Here is a 19,621-nt window from a genome sequence, read left to right on the forward strand (position 1 = left end):
GTCTGGGCGCTCACATGCGTGTCGACATAGGCCTTGGCCACCGACACACCGACCGCGGCGGTGCCGGCGTTGACGCCGGCCGCCTGCGAGCGCGCTTTCGGTGTCATGACCGCCTCGACATCGACCGCCCCGGCCGTGACCGTCGAGCCGGAAATCTCCGCCGAAACGCTGGAATTGACATTGGATTGCGCCGATGCGCCTCCGGCGGCAAGGCTGAAGATGCCGATCGCCAGCGAAATCGCCTCGACCTCAGTGACCACAGAGGTGACGTCGCGCGCGCTCATGGTGAACGCGCCGTTGACGTTGATGGTGCTGCCGGTCAGCGAGACCGCCGTGCTTGATGAGGCGGTGTTTTTAGTGACCGCGCCGCCACCGGCGACGGTGACGCCGATATCCGTCGATGCCGCCAGCGAGGCCATGATGGCGGCGGACGAGAGCGAGGCGCTTTCCCTGGCGGTGATCGCCAGCGACCCAGTTTTGGCCTGATAGGCCGGCATGACGCGATCGTACACCGGCGGGATAAAGACGAGCACGTTGTTGACCACGGTCGAGATGCCCGTGCCCGGGTGAACAGCGCCGGGCAAGGTGTAGATATAGCCGTTCGACTGCACCGGAATCTGGCCGGTCGCGGTGATGTTGGTGTTCTCGGCGTAGGCCGAGATGTCGTTGGAGATCAGGTTCTCGGCATAGGCGACGCCCAGCGCCAGCGCGCTGCTGCCGCCGCCGAAGCCGACGGAGATGGCCACCGCGGCCGCGCCGGCAAAAGCATCGATGGAAGACGAGTCGATCGCTTCGATGGCAACGTCGCCGGCTTTGATGATGCCACCCTCGATGAAGCCGTGCACGTCGGCCCCGACGCGATTCAGCGTCGTGGCGGCCGCGCCCGCGGCGCTGAAGGAATACATGCCGAGGGAGAGGGCGACCGATGCGGCGGCGACATTGGCATCGATGGACTGGTCGGAGTTCGCCGACACGCCGAGCGCGCCATATGTGTCGACATTGGTGTCCTTCAGATAGGCTGAAACCTCGACCGCGGAGCGCGCACCACCGACCGTGTAGCCGATGGAATTCAGCGCGACGCCGAAACCGAGCGAGGCACCGACCGCAACGCCGCCGATCGCCACGCCAACGGCCGCGGCGACGATGTCCGCCGTGATGGCCGATGTGTTCGCGGCGCTGAAGCCAATGTCGCCGCCCGCGTCGAGGACGCTGTCGAGCGCGTAGGCGCGGGTTCCGCCGAGAATGACGTTGGTCGCGACGGCACCGCCGCCAGCGACGGATACGGCCACCGCACCTCCGGAAATTGCGACGGCGGCAGCGGCCGAAATGGCGTCGATCGTCGCACCTTCCGTAGCCGAGACCGTGATGGTGCCCGGTGCGGCGGCGGGTGCCGGCACGTTCGTCTCGACACCGCTGGTGTAAGTCGGATTGTGGATCGGTATGTCGGTGACCGCCACATCGGCGAAATCGAGATGGGCGTCGACATCGTTGGCGATCGTGTTCTTGGCGATCGCGACACCGAAGCTGACGCTGGCGCCCACTAGACCGACGGCCGCCGAGATCGCGGCGGCGCCGGCCTTGGCCGTGATGTGCGAGGTATCTTCCGCGCCCACCGTCACATTGGCCGCACTGATCGTCGCCTTGTCGGCGGCGGACTTGCCGGTGATCGAGGCTTCGGTCAGCACGCCGATCATGTTTTCGGTGTAGACGCCCGCGCCGGCGACGCCGACACCGACGGTTCCGGCACCGAGCGCCACGGCGCCAGAGATGACCAACGCGTCGATTGTCTGGTCGGCCTTGGCATGAACCGTCAGCGTGCCGCCCGCCGTCACGCCGCTGTTGATGATCGTGGCACTGACGCCACCGCTGCCGGTCGCGTTGAAGATCGGCGCCAGGGTCGGATCATTGTCTGGATTGTTGGGAACAGTCCAGTTGCCGATCCGGTTGATGGCGGCCGAGACACCGATGGCGGCGCCGATACCGGGACCTGCCGACGCCCCGACCGCGAGCGACAGCGCGGCGATCTTGGCGGTGATGGAGGATGTCGAAAGCGCCTCGACGGTAACCGCGCCGGCGCTGACCAGCGTGCTGCCGACGACGGTCGCGATCGTGTTGTCGTTGATCGTGTTCTTGGCAGCGGCACCCGCGCCCGAAAACGCGATGCCGCCGGCGCCGCCGATGCCGATGCCGATCGATGCCGCCACCGAGATGGCGTCGATCGTGGCGCTCTGGGTAGCCTTGACGGAGATCGCGCCCGATGTCGTGGTTAGTGTCTGCCCATCGAGGATGCCCGCATAGGTGTCGTTGTGGATGTCGTTGAGAGCGACCGAGATACCGATGGTGACGGCGACACCCACGGCGCCGAAGCCGGCCGCCAGCGACGCCGCCCCGACGATCGCGTTGATGTGGGACGTGTCGGTGGCGCCGATAGCCGCCGAGCCGACCGTGATGACGGACCCGGCCTGATCGCTCGGATCGTCGAGGAACGCAGCGGTGCGCACCGCGACCGTGTTGCGGGTACCCGCGCCGGCGCCGCTGATGCCTACGCCGGCCGTGCCGGCGCCGATCGCGGCCGACCCGGCGGCGACGATGGCGTCGATGGTTCCGCTCGAGGTCGCGCCCAGCGTAAGCGCGCCGGTGGCTTCGATGGAACTGCCGCGCACATAGGCCTGCACCTGGTCGCGGTCCGCCTCGCCATGGCCGATCTCGTTGACCGCCACTGCCGCGCCGAAGGATGCCGCGCCGCCGACATCGCCGCCGATACCGAGCGAAAGCGACACGGCGAGCGTCTCCGCCTTGATGGTCGAGGACCCGCTCGCGGTGACCGAGATGGAATCCGCCTGTGAAATGCCGCTCGCCTCGATGAAGGCATTGGTGTCGGTGGCGATGTTGTTGAGCGCCACCGCGCCGCCGCCGCTGAACGAAATACCGGCGGAGCCGCCGATAGCCACCGAGATGGAGGCGGTGGCAACCGTCGAGTGGATCTTGGCGGCGTTTTCGGCGCTTATCGAAATGCCGCCCGCCGTCGCGTCCACGCTGTCGGCGTTCTTGAGATAGGCGGCAACGTTGTTCTCTATCTTGTTCTGCGCCATGGCGAAGCCGATCGACACGGCGACGCCGGTGGTGCCGGCCATGCCGGCGGCAAGGCTTGCCGCGCCGGCCAGCACGTTGATCGTCGTTTCGTCCTTGGCCGAGATGTCGATCGATCCGACGGAGACGCTGCTGGCGTCGGTGATATAGGCCTGGGTCGCCACCGCGACGAAATTCAGCGTGTAGACGCCCGCGACGCTGACGCCGACACCGGTCGACCCGCCGCCGGCGATCGCAACCGACCCAGCCGCGACAATGGCTTCGATCGAACCGGTGGAATGCGCATCGACCTTCACCTGGCCGTCGCTGTTCACATCGGTGTTGCTTATGAAGGCGCGCACACCGTTGGTGCCGTCGCTGGCAAGCGTTGCATTGCCTGTCGGCAAGGTCTGGCCGCTCGCATCGTCTTCCTCTTCCTCGACCGACCAGTCGCCGATGCGATTGATGGCGACGGCGGCGCCGATCGAGGCGCCGATGCCGGCATTCGCGCCCACGCCGATGCCGACGGACGCGGCAAGCACGGTGGCGGTAATCGTCGATTCGCTCAGCGCCTCGACATCGACGCTGGCGCTGTCGATGATGTCCGAGTCCACGATCGAAGCCGAAGTATCGACGTTGATGATGTTGGACAGCGCGGCGCCCGCGCCGCTGATGGCGATCGAATTGTTGCCGGAGAAACCGACCGTTATCGACGCCGCGGCGCCCTTGGCATCAATGACGGCGTGATTGTCGGCCTTTACCTTGACCGCTCCGTCCGAAGTCACATCCGTGTCGGCGACGCCGGCGCCAACGCTGCCCTTGATGTCGTTGAGCGCGACGGCAAGGCCGATCGATATAGCGGTCGCATTTTTAGCGGCAAAGGACGCGGCGACGGTTGCGGCCGCGGCCAGCGCATGGATCTCGCTTGTGTTCACTGCCTCGACATCGACGCCGCCGGCGCCGGCGGTGATGGTCGATTTGCCGTTGGCGACAGTGCCGCCGTCGATCAGTGCCGTTGTGTCGGCTGCGATGCTGTTTTGGGCAAACACGCCACCGGCGCTGAAGGATGTGCCGTTGCCGGACGCCGAAATGCCGACCGCGACGGAACCTGCAACGGTAAGCGCATCTATGGTCTGGCCGGACGTCGCCGACACGCCGAACTTGGAACCGCCGACGCTGGAATTGCGGATGCGAGCCTCGGTTTTCAGCGGTGTCGCCACTCCGGGTGCTTCGATACTGCCGGCATAGCCGACATAGTTGAAGGCAAGCACGATCCCGACGGCAATCGCGGTGCCCGACGAATTGAAACCTCCGGCGACCGAGGCGGCCGCGGCCGCAATGGTGGCGTCGATGTCGGCGCTGTTGGTGGCGGACACGGTGACGTCGCCGGTCGCCTGCACATCGCTGTCCTGGATCAGCGCGCCGACCGCGCCCAGTATGGTGTTGAAGGCAATGGTGCCGGCGACGCCGACTGCCAGCCCGCTGCCAGTTCCGGCGGCCACCGACACGGAAGCCGCCGCCGCCGTGGCATCGATCTTGCCAGCCTGGGAAGCGGTGACCGAGACGCTGCCCGCATTGAGGTCGGACACATTGTCGATGGTGGCGGAAACCGTGGCGTCGATCGCATTGCGCGACACCACCAGCCCGATCGAAACGGATTTACCGTCAGGATCCTGGCCGTAAGTGTAGTTGATGGCTATGACGGGGAGGACCACATGCGATGTGATCTCGCTGATGTTGCTGGCCGAGACCGTGACCAAGCCGTCGGCGTCGATGCCGGTCGAGTCCTCGATCGCCGCCTCGACGGAATTGATGACCCGGTTGAGGGCGAAAACGCCGCCCACGCTGACCGCCGTCGGGGCACCGCCGCGCAGGGTCTTCACGTAGTTGGAGATTTCCGCGTTGATCGTCTGCGAAGCCGTCGCCGAGACGGTCAGGGCACCGCTCATGTCGGTGGTCGAATTCGAAATCCGCGCACTGACCTGCGCGGCCGGATCGTGGCCGTAGATGGTGTCGACAAGATTGGTGCCGACCAATGCATCCACGGTGTTGAACAGGAAGTTCTGCCCGGCGAGCCCGATCGTGTTGAAAGCCAGCGTGATGCCGGCCGCGGTCGCCTTGGCGATCGTGTCGGCGTCGATCGAGGCGTCGATCGACGCGTGGCTTTCCGCCGTGACGGCGAGGTCGGCGCCTTCGACGTGACTGTCCTCGACCAGCGCGGTGGCATGGCTGACGACGTTGTTGGTGGCGATGACGCCGTTGACGGCGATCGACTTGCCCTTGGCGCTGCCCGTAGCTTCCACGCGCGCCGTGGTGGTGGCGGTGATCATCCCGGTTTGCAGCGCCGAGACCAGCACGTTGCCGGTGGCGATGATACTGGCAGCCGTGACCGTGGCGGACGCACCGCTGTCAATGTCGTTGCGGGTGGCAATGCCGCCCGCCGCGATGGCGCTGCCGCCGGCCAGGCTGGGCACGAGGTTGGTGTTGATCCAGTCGACAATGTCGGTAGCGATGAACTTGGACCAGTTGCCGTCCGAGAAATCGATGCTCGACAGATCGATCGACGCGCCGTCGGGGCCGTCATAAACCCATTTTTCGCCGGTTGCCGGACCGTTGAGGCCCGTATCGTCGTCGATATAGACGAGGTCGCCGCTGTTGACAGTCTGGACACCGGACTTGGTGGTGAACTGATAGCTGCCGAGCGCCGAATTGATCAGATTGGTGACCACCGAGGCGCCGTAATCGTTCTTGATCTCGGCGAGCGCCTGAACTTTACCGTCGGACGTGATCGAGGCATCGTCTGTCGAGGCCACCGTGACGTCCGTGCCTTTGACCTGGGCCGTCGAGGCACCGCTGTTGTCGATGGATGCCGTGGATTCGCTGGCGATCTTGTTCATCGCCAGGATGAAGCCGAAGGCCTTGCCGTCCGTGCCCGAAATCGAGGTCGAGGACGAGGTAGCCTTGTTGCCGACCGTAGCGTCGATGATCGACTTGTTGTCGGCCGTCACCGAAACGGCGCCACCGGCCGCGATGTTGGAATCGACGATGGTCGCCTGCGTCATCGCCGGATTGCGGCCTCCGAACGCGTCGGCGATCAGGTCGTCGCCAAGCAGGGCGTCGACGCCGTTGAAGAGCACATTGCTCGCCTTCCAGCCGATCGTGTTGAAGGCGAGCGTCACGCCGCCCGTGTCGCCGCCGCTTGTGTAGGCCGAACTCTGCGTATCGGCCTTGATTGCAGACACGTTCTGCGCGGCCACGGTCACGGCGCCGGCGCTGGTCACGTCGCTGTTGGAGATCGTAGCCGTGGCGCTGCTCTGCACGATGTTGGTGGCGATGGTGCCGTTGATCGCCAACACCTTGTCTGCCGGTGTCTCTTCCTTCGGATCGGCCGGCGTCACGGGATTGGCCGGATCGGCCGGCGAGCCCGGCTTGTGGTCGGTGCCGGGATCCGTGTCGGCCGGCTTGCCGTTGCTGCCGTCGGTCTTGGAATCGCCGTCCCAGTCGATCGAACTGCCGCCATTCGCCGTGATCGACGTGTCAACCTTGGCTTTGATGTCGGCGCTTTCCAGCGCCACAACCTGCACGTCGCCGGCAGTGGTGGAGACGGTGGCGTTCTTGATCGAGGCGTCGGAACCGCCGCGCACGTCGTTCATGACCACCAGGCCGCCAACCGCCCGCGAGGGCGCCGCCGACAGGTTCAGATCCTGCAGCAGGACAGTCGCCTCCGGCGCTTCCTTCCAATAGCCGAGATTAGTGAAGTCGGTGCTGGCGAGATCGAGCCCCTGACCGCTCGCGTTGTCGCCCATGTAGATATAGATGCTGCCGGCGTTACCGCCGATGCGGGTCCAGTTAGGATCGTTGTCGATGTCTTCCGTGCCAGCGTCGATTGCATTGACCAGCGCCTCGAGATCGATGACGCCGTCCTCGCCATTGTACCGGTAGATCGGGCCACTGTCCTCGCCTTCGGGAGCCTCGAACTGGACCGCGTCGCCGTTCGAGATCGGGAATTTCGACGGCGGCAGCATCTGGTCGAGATTGATGACCACATTACCGGTGTAGTCGTCGGCGATGCGCACACGGTCGCCAAATTTGATGTCGCGGATCTTGGTGCCGATGCCTGCGTCAGGCTTCGTGTCGTAATCGGCCGGCAGGATGTCGTTGATGGTCTCCTGGATGATCGATGCGCCGCCATCGGTGCTGACCGAGGTCTCGGCGACCAGCTTGGAGTTCGAATAGATGCCGGAGGAATCGTTGGCCGTGACGGAGATCGTGTCGCCGGCACTGATCGTCTTGCCGGTCGTGCCACTGTTGTCGATGGTCGCCTTGGCTGCCCCCGAGACCTTGTTGCCCGATATCACCGCGCCGTAGGAGGCGCCGGATGCCCCGTACAGCGCCGCCGTGTCGGTCACGGCCGCATTGGACACGGTAGCGTTGATCTGCGCGTTGTTGAGCGCCGAAACGTCGATGCCGCCACCGGCGTCGACGGAACTCCTCAGAATTGAGGCGGTGGCGTCGGCGCCGACATTGCCGTCGAAGGCATTGTCGGCGAGGTAAGGCGAACCGATCAGCGTGTCGAGCGTGTTGAACAGAATGTTCTGCGCTTCCCAACCGACGGAATTGTAGGCGAGCGTCACACCGACAGCCGTCGCGCCGGATACGCCCGACGAATAAAGCCTGGCGTCGATGCGCGCCTCGTTATCCGCCGACACGACCAGGTTGCCGCTGGCGGTGACCGAACTGTCCTCGATGCTGGCCGAGGTCTTGCCGAGCACGACATTGGTGTCGATCTGGCCGCTGAAGCCGAGCACGTCGCCGGAGCCGTCGATGCCGCTGCCGCCGGCGGCCGAAACCGTGTTCGTGGTGTAGGCCGTGATCGTCGAGGCGCCCTTGGCCGCAACCGTCAAGTCGCCGCCATTGGCCGCGACAGTCGTGCCCTTGATGTAGGCTTTGGCATCGCCACGGGTGTCGTTGTAGGCGATGGACAGGCCGATCGCCTTGGAATTGGTCGTCACCACATTCCCGATTGCCGGGAAGAAGATGTCCTCGAAGTCGGACGTCTTCAGCTGCTGCCATTTCGTGATGTCGGAATAGTCCACGGAGCCGCCACCGAGGTCAGCGGTGAACGGCGTGTCGCCGATATATTTGTAGACCTCGCCCGAATTGACATCGAGGGCCTTCCACTGCGCCGTGTCGGTCAGGGTGATGCCGCTTGTCTGGGTGATCGGATCGTCGCCGAGATAGCGGTAGATAGTGCCGCCCTTCTCGACCAGATCGCCATGCGTGATGTCGACGGACCCGCTCACCGTGTCGAGATCGTATTTGGCGTCGAGATAGTCGAGCGCGACACGGACCTTGTCGCCGTTCTCGACCGTGCGTGTTCCGGACTTGGTTGTGTATTTGTAATCGCCGGCGCCCAGTTCATCGGCCACTTTGCTGACGACATCTTGCAGCGCGCCGAGCGTGCTGCCCGGCGCGGCTGTCGACACCACCGATATGTCGGCCGATATCGTCGCCGCATTCGAGGTCTCGATGTCGACCGCGCCGCCCGCGGTGACGGTCCTGGCCGGGGTACCGCTGTTGTCGATATAGGCGGACGCACCCGAACTGACCTTGTTGCTGGCCAGGATCGCTCCGGCCGCGGTGCCGCTGACGCCATATTTGGCGGAAGGCGTGAACGTGTTCGTCCAGTCCATCGCCGTTTCGTTGCCGGTCGTGGCGGTGATGCCGGCCTCATTGACGGCCGACAGATCGATGTCGCCGGCGATGTCGATGCTGGAGTTCGTGATGAAGGCGGTGGTCAGCACCGGTGTTTCGTTGCCGAGCGCCTTGCCTATCTCGGGTGATCCGATCAGCGTGTCGACCGCATCGAAGAGCAGGTTCTGCGGCTGCCAGCCGACGGCGTTGAAGGCGAGCACGAAACCGTAGACGCTGCCCGAGCCATAGGCCTGGCTGAGCGCCGTTGCGTCGATTGTCGCTTTGGTCGTCGCCTTGACGGTCAGGTCGTTACCGGCAATCCCACTCGTTGCCTTGGTGACTGAGCTGTTCTCAACGGAAGCCGACGCACCACCCTGCACGGTATTGGAAACCGAGACGCCGCTGGTCGAATCCCAGGAATCGATGACGCTGGTGTCGACGGCGGTGATGGTGGCGGACTCATCCGCCGTGACCGAAACCGCGCCGTTCGTGGTCACCGACGTGTTGACGAGCTTGGCGATCACATTGCTCTTGACCTGATTGCGGTCGAAGATGCCGCCCAGGCCCGTGGCATTGCCGACCACGGATTTCTCCGACATGCCGGCCGCCAAAAGGCCCGTCTTGGCCAGATCCGCCGGGATCAGGTTGTCGCTGTTGAGCTTCTTCCACAGGCCGAAATCGTCGAAATTGGCCGTCGCCAGATCGACAGCCGCGCCGTCCGGTCCCATGTACTGGTAGATGCCGCCCTTTTCGCCCGTGCCCGCATAGTCGTCCGCGTCGCTGATACGAACGGTGTCGCCCAGGTTGAGATGAGGCGTGCCCGACTTCGTCGTGTATTTGTAATCGTCCAGCATGTCGCCGGCGATCTCGTTGACGATGTTGACACCATTGGTGTTGTCGAGCTGGGAACTGACGCCAAGGCCGGTTGTGGCTTCGATTCCGGCCTCGTCGGCGGCACTGACCGCGACCGTCTTGGCGACGACCGTGCCGCCGCTGATGAACGCGGTCGCCGTGCTGCTGACCTTATTGCCGGAAATGACCGCGCCGTAGCCGGTCGTCGCACCGTCAAACAGGGCTTCGACCGAGGCGGAGGCCTCGTTGGTGATCGTCGCGGTGATCAGCGCGCTCGATACCGCCTCGACAAGCACTTCGCCATGGGAGGTGACGTTGGAATTGGTGATCGAGGCTTCGACATTGAACGGGTTTTCATGGCGAAGCGACGTGTTGGTATCGCCCGTCGCGCCGGCGACATCGGCGACGACGTCTCCGAGCAGCGTCTCCACCGTGTTGAACAGGAAGTTGCCGCGCTCCCAACCGATCGTGTTGTTGGCGATCTGGAACGCCGCGGCCTTTTCGCCTTCTCCCACTTCGGCGACGGTCTTGTTTTCGGACTCGATCAGCGAATGGTTCTCGGCGTGGACGGTGACGTCGCCGACCGTGTTAGCACTCGTACCGATGGTGGCGTTGGTGATCTTGGCTGAGGTCTGCCCCTGGATCAGGTTGGTTGCCACGATAGCGCTCTGCCCGCTGGTGGCGCCTGCCTTGAACAGGAAGCCCTTGACCGAACCGAGCGCCTTCTGGACCAGCGCATCCTGGTTGAACGGCGAACCGCCTTCGGCTTCGCTGAGCACATCCGCCATGGCCCGGATGGCGCCGGTCGAATCCGCCGTCACCGAGACAGTGGCTGCTTGAACTTTGGCCTTGTTGATGAGCGCGGTCGCGCCGCCACGCACGTCGTTGAACACGATGGCCGCGCCGATCGCGCTGCCGCTGGTCGCGCGCAGGTTGAAATCGAGTATCGAATAATCGAGATCGGCCTTCCACAGATCCTTGTCGGTGAAATCGACCTGGCTCGGATCCGTCAGGTCGAGCGTCGGATTGTCGGCGCCCAGATAGGTGTAGGTTTGCCCGCGTTCGCCGGTCAGCAGGACGAAGGCGGGATCGGTCGCGAAATCGACGGTCGTGGAGCTATGCGTGAAATCGATATGCTTGTCGGGGCCGGTATATTTGTAGAGATGGCCGGCGCCGCCCAGCACCGAAACATAGACGATATCGCCGGTCTTGACGTCGATCGAGCCGGTGTTGCCATCGGTCTTGACGTCGTAATCGAGTCCGACCTTGGTGCCATAGGCCAGCGGCACCACCTTGTCGTCGGTCAGCAAGCGGTCTGTGTCGGGCTTCTGCCCGTCATCGAACAGATCCGCAAGCGCGTGCAGCCCGCCGTCACTGGAGGCGATCGCCGCCGTCTCGATCTTGGTGTTGGAATTGATCGTGGTGTCGTCCCGGGCGCTGACATCGAGTGCGCCGCTCGCGCTGACCTGCTTGGAAGTCGAACCGCCGTCGATCGTCGCCGAGGCAAGCCTGCTGACCTGGTTGCTCGACAGGATCGCGCCGATCGACTTCGCGCCGCTGGAGAGAATGCCGCCTTCGGAGACATTGCGCGAGGCATTGCTGACGGTGGCGTTGACGACGCCTTTCGAAAGTGCCGTGACCATCAGCGCGCCGGCTGCCGCGACCACGGAATCCGAGATCGTGGCACTGACCTTGACCTGTTGCTCGTTGGTCCAGAACTGGGTGCCGAGCAGGACATCGAGCGTCGCCCTGGCGATACCAGCGGCCGTGCTGCCGACATTGAAGCCGATGACGTTGAGCGCCTCCAGCCCGGTCACAGCCTTCGAAGAACCCATGGCCAGGCTGACCGGACCACGACCGTCTATATCGACATAGATGGTTGCGTCGACGAAGCTGTTGTCGGTGGCCGAAACGACGACGTCGGCGGTGCCGGTCGTCTGGACATCGCTGAGATCGATCGTTGCCGTGGTCGAGCCATTGACGACGTTGACAGCCAGAACGCCGGCGACCGCTGTCTTGGCGACAATCGGGGCATTCGCATCCTCACCGACCGGGGCCGAGGACGAGTAGGCCAAAAGGTTGGTCTGGTTTATCGCGGCGACCGTGACCGTGCCGTCGCTGTCGACATTCGACTGCGAAATCGAAGCGGCGGTCGTCTTGGTCACCATGTTGATGACGCTGACGCGCGCGACCTGCGTCGAGGGCGCTGTGTCGTTGGGGTTCACGCGCGGCTGGAAGGGTGTCGCGATCGCGATGAAGGTCGAATAGTCGCCGGCCAGCACAGAAACGCCGCCAGTGCCGGCGTTGACAACGCTCTCGTCTATCCCGGCGCTGGTTTCGCCAGTGACGCGATTCTCGGCGTCGAGACCGGTCGAACGGTAGGTGGTCGCACTCTCGGCCGTAACCTCCAGTCCACCGGCATTCACGGTGATCCCACGGGCCAGCGCCTTCGTTGCATCGGAGGCGACATTGGTCACCGAGCCGAGCGAGCCCGAGACAATGGCGTTGCGCACCTCGCCCTTGCTGGACGCGGCGAGCGCAACATCGCCATGGGCACTGATCGCCACTGGATGGGTGGAGACGGCGGCGGTTGCGGGACCGACAGTGACGCCCGTGGTCCGATTGACATTGGTGTCCGAACTGACAGCCGAGAAGATGACTATCCCCTCGGTGCCGGGAATCAGCACATCGGTTTCGGTCTGAAGATCGACCGCAACGCGGCTGTCGTCGGCGGCCGAGATTTGCACGTCCGTGACGCCATCGTTGATCGTGCCGCCGGTCTGAATGATCTTTGCTGCGGCATCGACCGACGTTGCCGTCGTGTTGGTGACAGTGACGTTGGATTGAACCTGCGAGTTCGTAAAACCGTTGATGACGGTCTTCGCCATCGTCGCCAGGTCTTCCGCGGCAATCTCGCCGCGCGACAGCGCGTCATTGAAAGCCTGCGAGCTGGTATCGAAAATGCCGCCGGAGCCGGCCTTGATCTGGGCGATCGTGTCTTGCGGGATGCTGGTAAGCGCAAGAACGTTGTCGGGCACGACGACTTCGGTAAGGCCGAGGAGGTTGGGGATCGGAACCTCGGTGATCATCAGGTCTACATCGACACCGGTGTTGGCCGCTATCGTTATCGCCGATCCGGTGAGCGACGCCGTGGCAGCCAGCGTCACCGTCGATGTGTCGGTCAGCGTCGCGGCGATGGTGCGCAGGGTGCTCTGAGCCTTGCCGTGGGCCTTGACCGTGTTGGACACCTGAGACGAAACCGTCACCGCGCCGCCGGCCGCCGCAAGCGATCCGGCGATGGTGACGGTTGCCGACGTCGCCGTCGTTGCACTGAGCGTCGAAACGATCCCGGCCGCGTCGATCGATGTGCGAGCCCAGTCAACGGCCTCTATGTCGATCGACTGTGCGCTGATCACGGCGGAGGAGCCGATGTTGATGTCCTCGGCGCTCAAGCCAAGGCTGCCCGTGGTTGAAACGGCCGAATTGACGGCGATCTCCTCGCCGGCATCCAGCATCAGCGAGAAGCCGGCATTGCTGGGCAATGACGAAAGCGTCGTCACATTGGCGCTGTCGCCGAGATAGAGCCAGACTTTGCTGGTCGCCGCCGAATCGTAATTGGTGCCGTCGATGATCACGCGCAGGGAGTTGGCGCCGTTCGCCTGCACGGTGACGTTCTTGTTGGCTGCCGCCGAAACCGTGGCCGAGCGGTCGACGACGAGCACGCCGCCACCGACGGCGAAAGGCTCCATGTTCTCGAAGGCAAGCGTCGAGCCGTTCGGATTGGCGAACGTGACCTTTCCGGAACCGTTCGCCCCCAGCGTCGCGCTGCTGGCGGCCAGGCCTCCCGAATAGACAATCGTGTCCTGCCCGCCGAAGCCACCGTCCATCGTGCCGCTGAGCTTGCCCGCGGCCGCGATCGTGAAGGTGTCGTTGTTGCCGTCGGCGCCCTTCAGGTTCTCCGTGCCGGTGAATGCCACATCGACATGCGCGCCATTGATGGTGCCGGCATTGTTGCCGTTCAGCGTCCAGGCGGTGTTGGCGGAGCTGTCGAACACCACCTTGTCGTTGCCGCCGCCGCCGTCGAACAGGATCGACTTGGAAAGCGTATTGGCGCCAAACGAATCCTCGTCGATTTTCAGCGTATCCCTGCCGCTGCCGCCGGTGATCGAGATCGACGACGTGTTTGCGCTGGCATTGATGGTGCTCAGGTCGCCGAATGCCAGCACCTTGCCGCCATCGGTCTGGTCGATGATCTGGACCTGCTGGATGGTGGTGGCGACGTTGTTGACCGTCTGCACCTCTTCGATCAGACGGACCAGGATTTCATGGTCGACGTTCGGGCCGTCGGTTGCCAGATTGACATTGAGGTCGGCATTGAGCAGCAGGCGCGGCTCGAGTGGATCGAAGATCAGCCGAATGCGGTCGGCGAGTTCGCGCTGCACGCGCGAGCCCTTGACCAAGCGCGCCAGTTTGGCTTTCAGGATTTCAGAAAGCTTCGCCCGCCGGTGCGATATAGGCCTGCCGGAAATGCCTTCCGACTTGAACGGAAATGCCATCTTCGCTTACCCCCCGCTCGCGCGCTCATCTCATGAACCGCGCGGAACGCCCCAAATTCCCTGCCCAATGGCGAAAAAGGGCGCATTGAATGCGCCCTCCTTCAAATCATGCGTCCGCAGGCTCCGGAGCAGTTTCCGGCTCGGGCGCTTCATCTTTCAGCCCGACCGCTCCCGCCCCCATGCGCTCGGCCGTCGCCGACAGATGGCGCATCGACTGCAGATGCAAATAAATCAGTTCCAGGTCGTCGGCCCTGGCAAGCTCGGCCAGTTGATCGCCAGACAACGCCTTCAGCCGATCGCGGTTGACCGCGAAAAATCCCGACAGCATCAGCGTCTTGCCGTCGCGCAACGTGAAGCGGGCCTGCATCGCTTCGAACAGGTTGAGATCGTTGAGCCGCTTGGTCAGCGCCTGGGTGCGCTGGAACTGCACCTGATAGGCCTGCAGGAAACCAAGCACGTTTTGCAGGTACAATGTGCGTTCGCCGTCGCCGTCGAACAGCCGCTCGCCACGCCCCTTGCGGTTGCAGCCCTCGAATTCCTCGTCGACGCAAAGCGTGAAATTCGCACCGTCATCGGTGCTCGAGAAGACGAAGGGATAGCGGCGCAGGAACGCCGGGACATAGCGCCCGCCCCAGGATCCGTCCTCATTGACAAAGAGATTCTCACCGTCGCGCACGCCGAGCAGAACCACAGGAATTATACTTTCGCCCTGTCCGGCGAAAACCACGGCATATTCTGCCGCGGCACCGGAAAATTCGGCGGCCATCAGCGGCACCGAGTTAACCTGCCTGGCGAAAGCAAAATTGTTGCCGGTCTTGACCGACAAGTCGCCGTGGCTTTGGCGTGATACCGGTACCGCGCGCTCATATATTAAAAGTTGCTTAACCATTCCCCACCCGTATCAGCACAAAAAAGCAACCGAACGATCTCGTTCGGCTTCCGTCCAAAAAAACATTAAGGAAACCCTTTATTAGGAAACTAGACGATGGTTTCCGCAAGGGCAACAGCTTCTTTTGAAGAATTGATCAGCGGGACCAGTCGATCTGCATGATCGCCATATCTTTTGACATAAGCGCTGTTGAGGCCAAGGCATTGTGTTGACGCGCAACTGTCCCTGTAGGGGCATTGATAGAAGCCGTTTTTTGCGAACTCGTCCCAGAAGGCAGGGTCGATGTAAAGTTGCGGCTGATCGTTAACCAGAAGTAAAGAATCGTCGCCGAGCAGGCACTCGGGAAAGTTCTTGATCTCCACCGAACGACCGTATGCGCGCGCTTTGCGCGCCGCCTCCTTCAGGTAGGGCAATACGTCCAGATGGTTGGCGGCCAGGCCCTTCTCGTCGGTCTCGGCCATCGGCCAATACAACCAGAATTCCATCTGCGTGAGCCGCTTCAGATGCGCAAGCCTGTCAACAACGGCCGGCAACAATCGATAGCTGGCTTCAGTTACAACAGTATTGGTGATTGTAGCGACGCCCGGATATTCGTCGAGGATCTCCAATCCGCGTACCGTCTTTTCAAACGAACCCTTGACCGTGGTTATCGTGTCGTGGGTCATGGCGTCGCTTCCGGCGACGCTCACGAAAAATTCATCTATACCCGCTTCCACGAGGCTCTCACTGTACGCCCGGCGGCCCAGGTGCATGCCATGCGTCTGAATACGGACATGGTCGAAGCCGGCGGCACGTGCCTGGCGAGCCAGGTCCGGCAGGTCGCGGCGAAGTGTGATTTCCGAGCCGGTGAGGATAAGGCCCGTCCATTGGCGGGTGCGGCTGTTGTGGGCGAGCAACTCACGGAAGCTGTCATCGCTCTCGGGCGCAAGGCGATCCATCGTGCCCTCGATCATGCAATGCACGCATTTGAGGTTGCAGCGGAACTCCATCGTCAGCGACACGTATTTGCTATGATCGTAGATTGCCATCACGCGCCCATGAGAAATCTACAGAACGCCGTAATAGGCGCTTTTGAGAATTTCCAGCCTGCCGTCGATCATACGGTAATCGATGCCGACATCATAGAGCATGTGGTCGAGCCGGGCTTTGTTGGCGGTCAGGAAGGCCTGGATGGCGTCGGGATAGCCTAGCCTGTCGACGAACCAGATCAGTTGGTCGATGCGTATCCGGGAGAAATAAACACCGTCATTGTACTTCTTGTTGGCAACGACGATGATGCCGCAGTCGCAGAGTTCCGGCCACAGGATGGAGGAGATATCGAGGCCGTCGAGGTCGAGATGCGCCGACGCCGCGACCTTGCCCACAATGTCTTCCCAATCATCCTTGGCGTCGAAGAAATAATAGAGGTTGTCGAAGCGCAAGCCGGACGGGCTGAGCTGGTAGCAGAGCCCGGACGAAACCACGCCGCTCGGATTGCCGAGATAGACGCTGATCTCTTCGATCCCGCGTTCCTGCGCGCCGAGTGCGGCATCGAGATCGAGCGAGAACATGAAGTAGGGGCGCTTCGGCGACAAGGCGAGCGCCGATGGCGCATAGGGCGCCAACGCAGCCAGCACCCGTTCTATCGAGACTTCTCGCTCAAGGCGCTCGTAGTCGTAGAAATAGAGCTCCCAGCTGAAATCGCTCCCTTTTTGCTTGACGCCCCACACGGTCCGGAACGGACCGATTTCGCCCTGTACCGCGCGCACCATCTCGTTCAGCAGGGGCGGAGCGCCAAGCGCCTCGAAGGATTGCCAGAGCAGCGTCGAGGAGCGCAGCTTGCCCGCCGTGGCGGCCACCGGTTCGTAGGGCCAAAGGCAGTAGTCGAACTGCTTGTCACCCGGCTGCGTCCACTCAAGAAAGTCAGCCACGGCCAACGCCCTTTCTCGCGGATGCGCCAAAATAAAGCGTCGCGAAATCCCGGCCATTGCGTCCGATTCCGCCGGACAGATGACCGAGCGGTTCGCCGGCGATCCGCGAAAGCCATCCATCAATCTTAGCCGGCTCGATATGATAGGCACGCCCCAGCCGCCCGACCGTGTCCTCCACCGAGGCAACCTGGAGACCGGCCGAGTAGAAGTTGATGTCGAAGGAATGCCGAGGCGATCCGTCTTCCTGCACCTCCATGAAGAAAATCCGGTCGTCCGGGCAATGGTGGCGCGCCGCCTCGATCATCTCAAAGGCGGCATCGACCGAGGGAAAGGCAGCGGCATTGGCACGCAATCCGGCGAGACGCTGCCGGATTGCGGCGACACCACGTGCTTCGGCCGGCCAGAGATAGCGCGAAACCCTGGCGGATTGAGGGTCGTCGGGTCGCCATTTGACGGCGACATGGACCAGCTCGGTCACCGGTTTCGCCCCCTTCGCCAGACCGCGCCGGACCCGTCCGGAAAACTCGACATAGATCTTGTACAGTCCGGCCTTGCCGCCCTCGTAACCGAAATGCACGATCTCGGCCTCACCAAGATGTTCGCACAACATGGCAAGCATGGCTTCCGGCAGCGACAGCTTGCGGGCAATCGAACGAAGTCCGGCCTTGGGATCGGTTCCCAGCGAATCCTTGTGCACGATGGCGAGGAACCGATCCTCGTTGATCTCGCCATCGCCAAGCTTGGCCGATCGCTCGAGCCCGAATGGGCAGTTCAAATCCTCGATCAGCGAAAGCATGCGCTTGCCTTGCGCTTCGATCGGCGTCCGCTTCGGGTCGCCGGCCTCGGCAAACCGATCCAGCCGCTGCAGGATCGCAAGCACTGCCTCTTCAGCAAGCCTGTCCACCGGAGCCTGGCCATCCATGATGATGTCGGCGGCGGGCCGCACCCGTTCGCGTTGCATGGCATAAGTGCCGGCGATGAATCCCGTGTAATGCGCCAGGTAAGACTCCAGCCATCCCATGAAGGCCGGCGCTTCGCCAGGGGTCGCGCGTGCCCTGCCCGCCGCTTCGCCGATCTTGCGGGCCAGCGCTATGTCGGGCGGCGTATCGACCCAGATCAACGTGTCGATCAGTTCGCCGGTAGCGCCGTGCGCGCGCCCGAGCAGCGTGTCGAGCAGGACGCATTTCGGGGGTGGCGTCGTTTCGGCAAGCCGGATCATCTCCCGGACCAGCGGCTCCAGCATGATCTCGTCGTAGTTCGACCCGCGTTCGATCCAATCCCTGATCTCTGATGGCGGCGATGCGGTGATGGTCTCGAAATCGTCATAGTGCAGGGCCGGCACGCCGAGCCGATCCTGCAATGCCTTGGTCAACGAGGTTTTGCCGCTGCCGGGGTGGCCCGATATCGCGACAATGGGCGCCCGCTTCATTGCCATTTCTTTCTCGCTGTGATCAGCGCAAAAGGCATCTCGATCCCAACGGACTGGATACTGATATCGATAAAGCCGAGTTTGTCGAGTTCGACCGCGTAAAAATCCGGCTTGCGAAAGAACGGCAGGAAGACAAGGTTGGCGACCATTGAATAGGGGAGCCTGATGCCGGCGGGCTCGATCGGCATGCGCTCGAAGATCACCATGCGCCCACCGGGTTCGAGCGCGGCCGCTGCTTCTCGCATGAACGTGGCGGCATCGTCCCGCGGCCAGTCATGCAGCACCGACTTGAAGCTGATGATGTCGTGGCCGGCCGGCAGCCGGTCGCGGCGAAAATCGCCCTCCTCGAAGGTGATCCGCGCCGCCTGTGGCGAGCCTGAGACATGGCGCCGGCCGAGCGCGCAGACAACGGGCAGATCGAAAACCGTCGCTTCCATCGACGGATTGCGCTCGCATATCTGCCGGGCGAATTCACCGCTGTTTCCGCCGACATCCAGGATCCTCCTGTGTCCGGCGAGGTTCAGCCGGTCGAGACAGGCCGGCGCTTCGTATCGGGTGAGCGTTGAGGTGTAGCCTACCCATCGCGCCGTGGCGGAGAGGTTTTCCGGCGTCACCTCCATGCAGCGGTCGTAACGGAAAAGCTCGAACACCTGGGCTCGCGCCATGAACTGCGGAATATCCGAAAGCAGTTCCGCAAAAAGGCCATGAACGTCCGGCGCCGCCAGATTGGCGAACCAGAGCTTTGCCTCCAGCAGGTCACGGTGGGCAAGCGCTTCGCGGAAATCCGGCGTCAGGCGGAGCGGATCCTCGCCACGAACCACCCCATTGCTTGCCAGCAACTGAAGAAAGAAGTCGAAAGCGGTTTCGGGCATTTGAGCCAAGCGATAGATATCGCTTCGAGCCACCGATTTTCGGCCAGCCAGCAGGTCGACCAGCCCACGCGACAAGGCGAGAGCCAGGGCTCGCGACTCAATCTCGGTTTCGAGGAAACGGTCTACCTGCCGTATCGGATCGATATTGATCACGCCCAGTCCTCGCCCACGTTCCACTTGCCCAGCCTCATCGGTTCGAGCTTTCGACAGTTAAGGCCGTCTATTTTCACCGGCATCGTCATCTATTGTGGCAGATTCAACACAGTACATCGCAAGCGTATAGGATCGAGCCCAATCCGCGGACAATTTTTTGACACATTTCAGAACCGCGTGTTAGTCGCAATAACATT

6 protein-coding genes (1 of these 6 running past the window's edge) are annotated in these 19,621 nt (G+C 63.0%); all 6 read right to left on the reverse strand.

Going from position 1 to position 19,621, the window contains the following annotated elements; genetic code table 11:
- On the reverse strand, positions 1–14,171 hold the 5' end (the start) of the coding sequence (locus AC07SZ_RS25265) for an LEPR-XLL domain-containing protein (protein ID WP_494916347.1). The gene continues 16,006 nt to the left of window position 1, outside the view; only the first 14,171 of its 30,177 coding nucleotides appear in the window; the start codon lies at positions 14,169–14,171; the stop codon falls past the left edge of the window.
- Positions 14,172–14,277: 106 nt separating this feature from the next.
- Positions 14,278–15,060, reverse strand: a complete 783-nt coding sequence (locus AC07SZ_RS25270; RefSeq protein ID WP_056565063.1) for a SapC family protein — start codon at positions 15,058–15,060, stop codon at positions 14,278–14,280.
- Positions 15,061–15,149: 89 nt separating this feature from the next.
- Positions 15,150–16,088: a radical SAM protein gene (locus AC07SZ_RS25275; RefSeq protein WP_056565065.1), complete on the reverse strand. Its 939-nt coding sequence runs from the start codon at positions 16,086–16,088 to the stop codon at positions 15,150–15,152.
- 18 nt (positions 16,089–16,106) lie between these two features.
- Positions 16,107–16,970, reverse strand: coding sequence for a hypothetical protein (locus AC07SZ_RS25280; protein ID WP_244493920.1), 864 nt, complete (start codon positions 16,968–16,970; stop codon positions 16,107–16,109).
- Positions 16,963–18,405 (reverse strand): nucleoside/nucleotide kinase family protein, encoded by a 1,443-nt coding sequence (locus tag AC07SZ_RS25285; RefSeq protein ID WP_494916350.1) that lies wholly within the window; start codon positions 18,403–18,405, stop codon positions 16,963–16,965. The genes AC07SZ_RS25280 and AC07SZ_RS25285 overlap by 8 nt, the downstream gene beginning before the upstream one ends.
- Complete coding sequence (locus AC07SZ_RS25290) at positions 18,396–19,424, reverse strand: methyltransferase (protein ID WP_494916352.1); 1,029 nt, start codon at positions 19,422–19,424, stop codon at positions 18,396–18,398. Before AC07SZ_RS25290 ends, AC07SZ_RS25285 begins: the two co-directional genes overlap by 10 nt.
- Positions 19,425–19,621 lie beyond the last annotated feature (197 nt).

It is taken from the genome of Mesorhizobium sp. GW821-FHT07A06 (genome assembly GCF_059419085.1).

What these genes read in the sequence shown, in the direction of transcription:
- AC07SZ_RS25270 (WP_056565063.1), bottom strand. Translation starts at nt 15,060, where the DNA reads ATGGTTAAGCAACTTTTAATATATGAGCGCGCGGTACCGGTATCACGC.
- AC07SZ_RS25275 (WP_056565065.1), bottom strand. Translation starts at nt 16,088, where the DNA reads ATGGCAATCTACGATCATAGCAAATACGTGTCGCTGACGATGGAGTTC.
- AC07SZ_RS25285 (WP_494916350.1), bottom strand. Translation starts at nt 18,405, where the DNA reads ATGGCAATGAAGCGGGCGCCCATTGTCGCGATATCGGGCCACCCCGGC.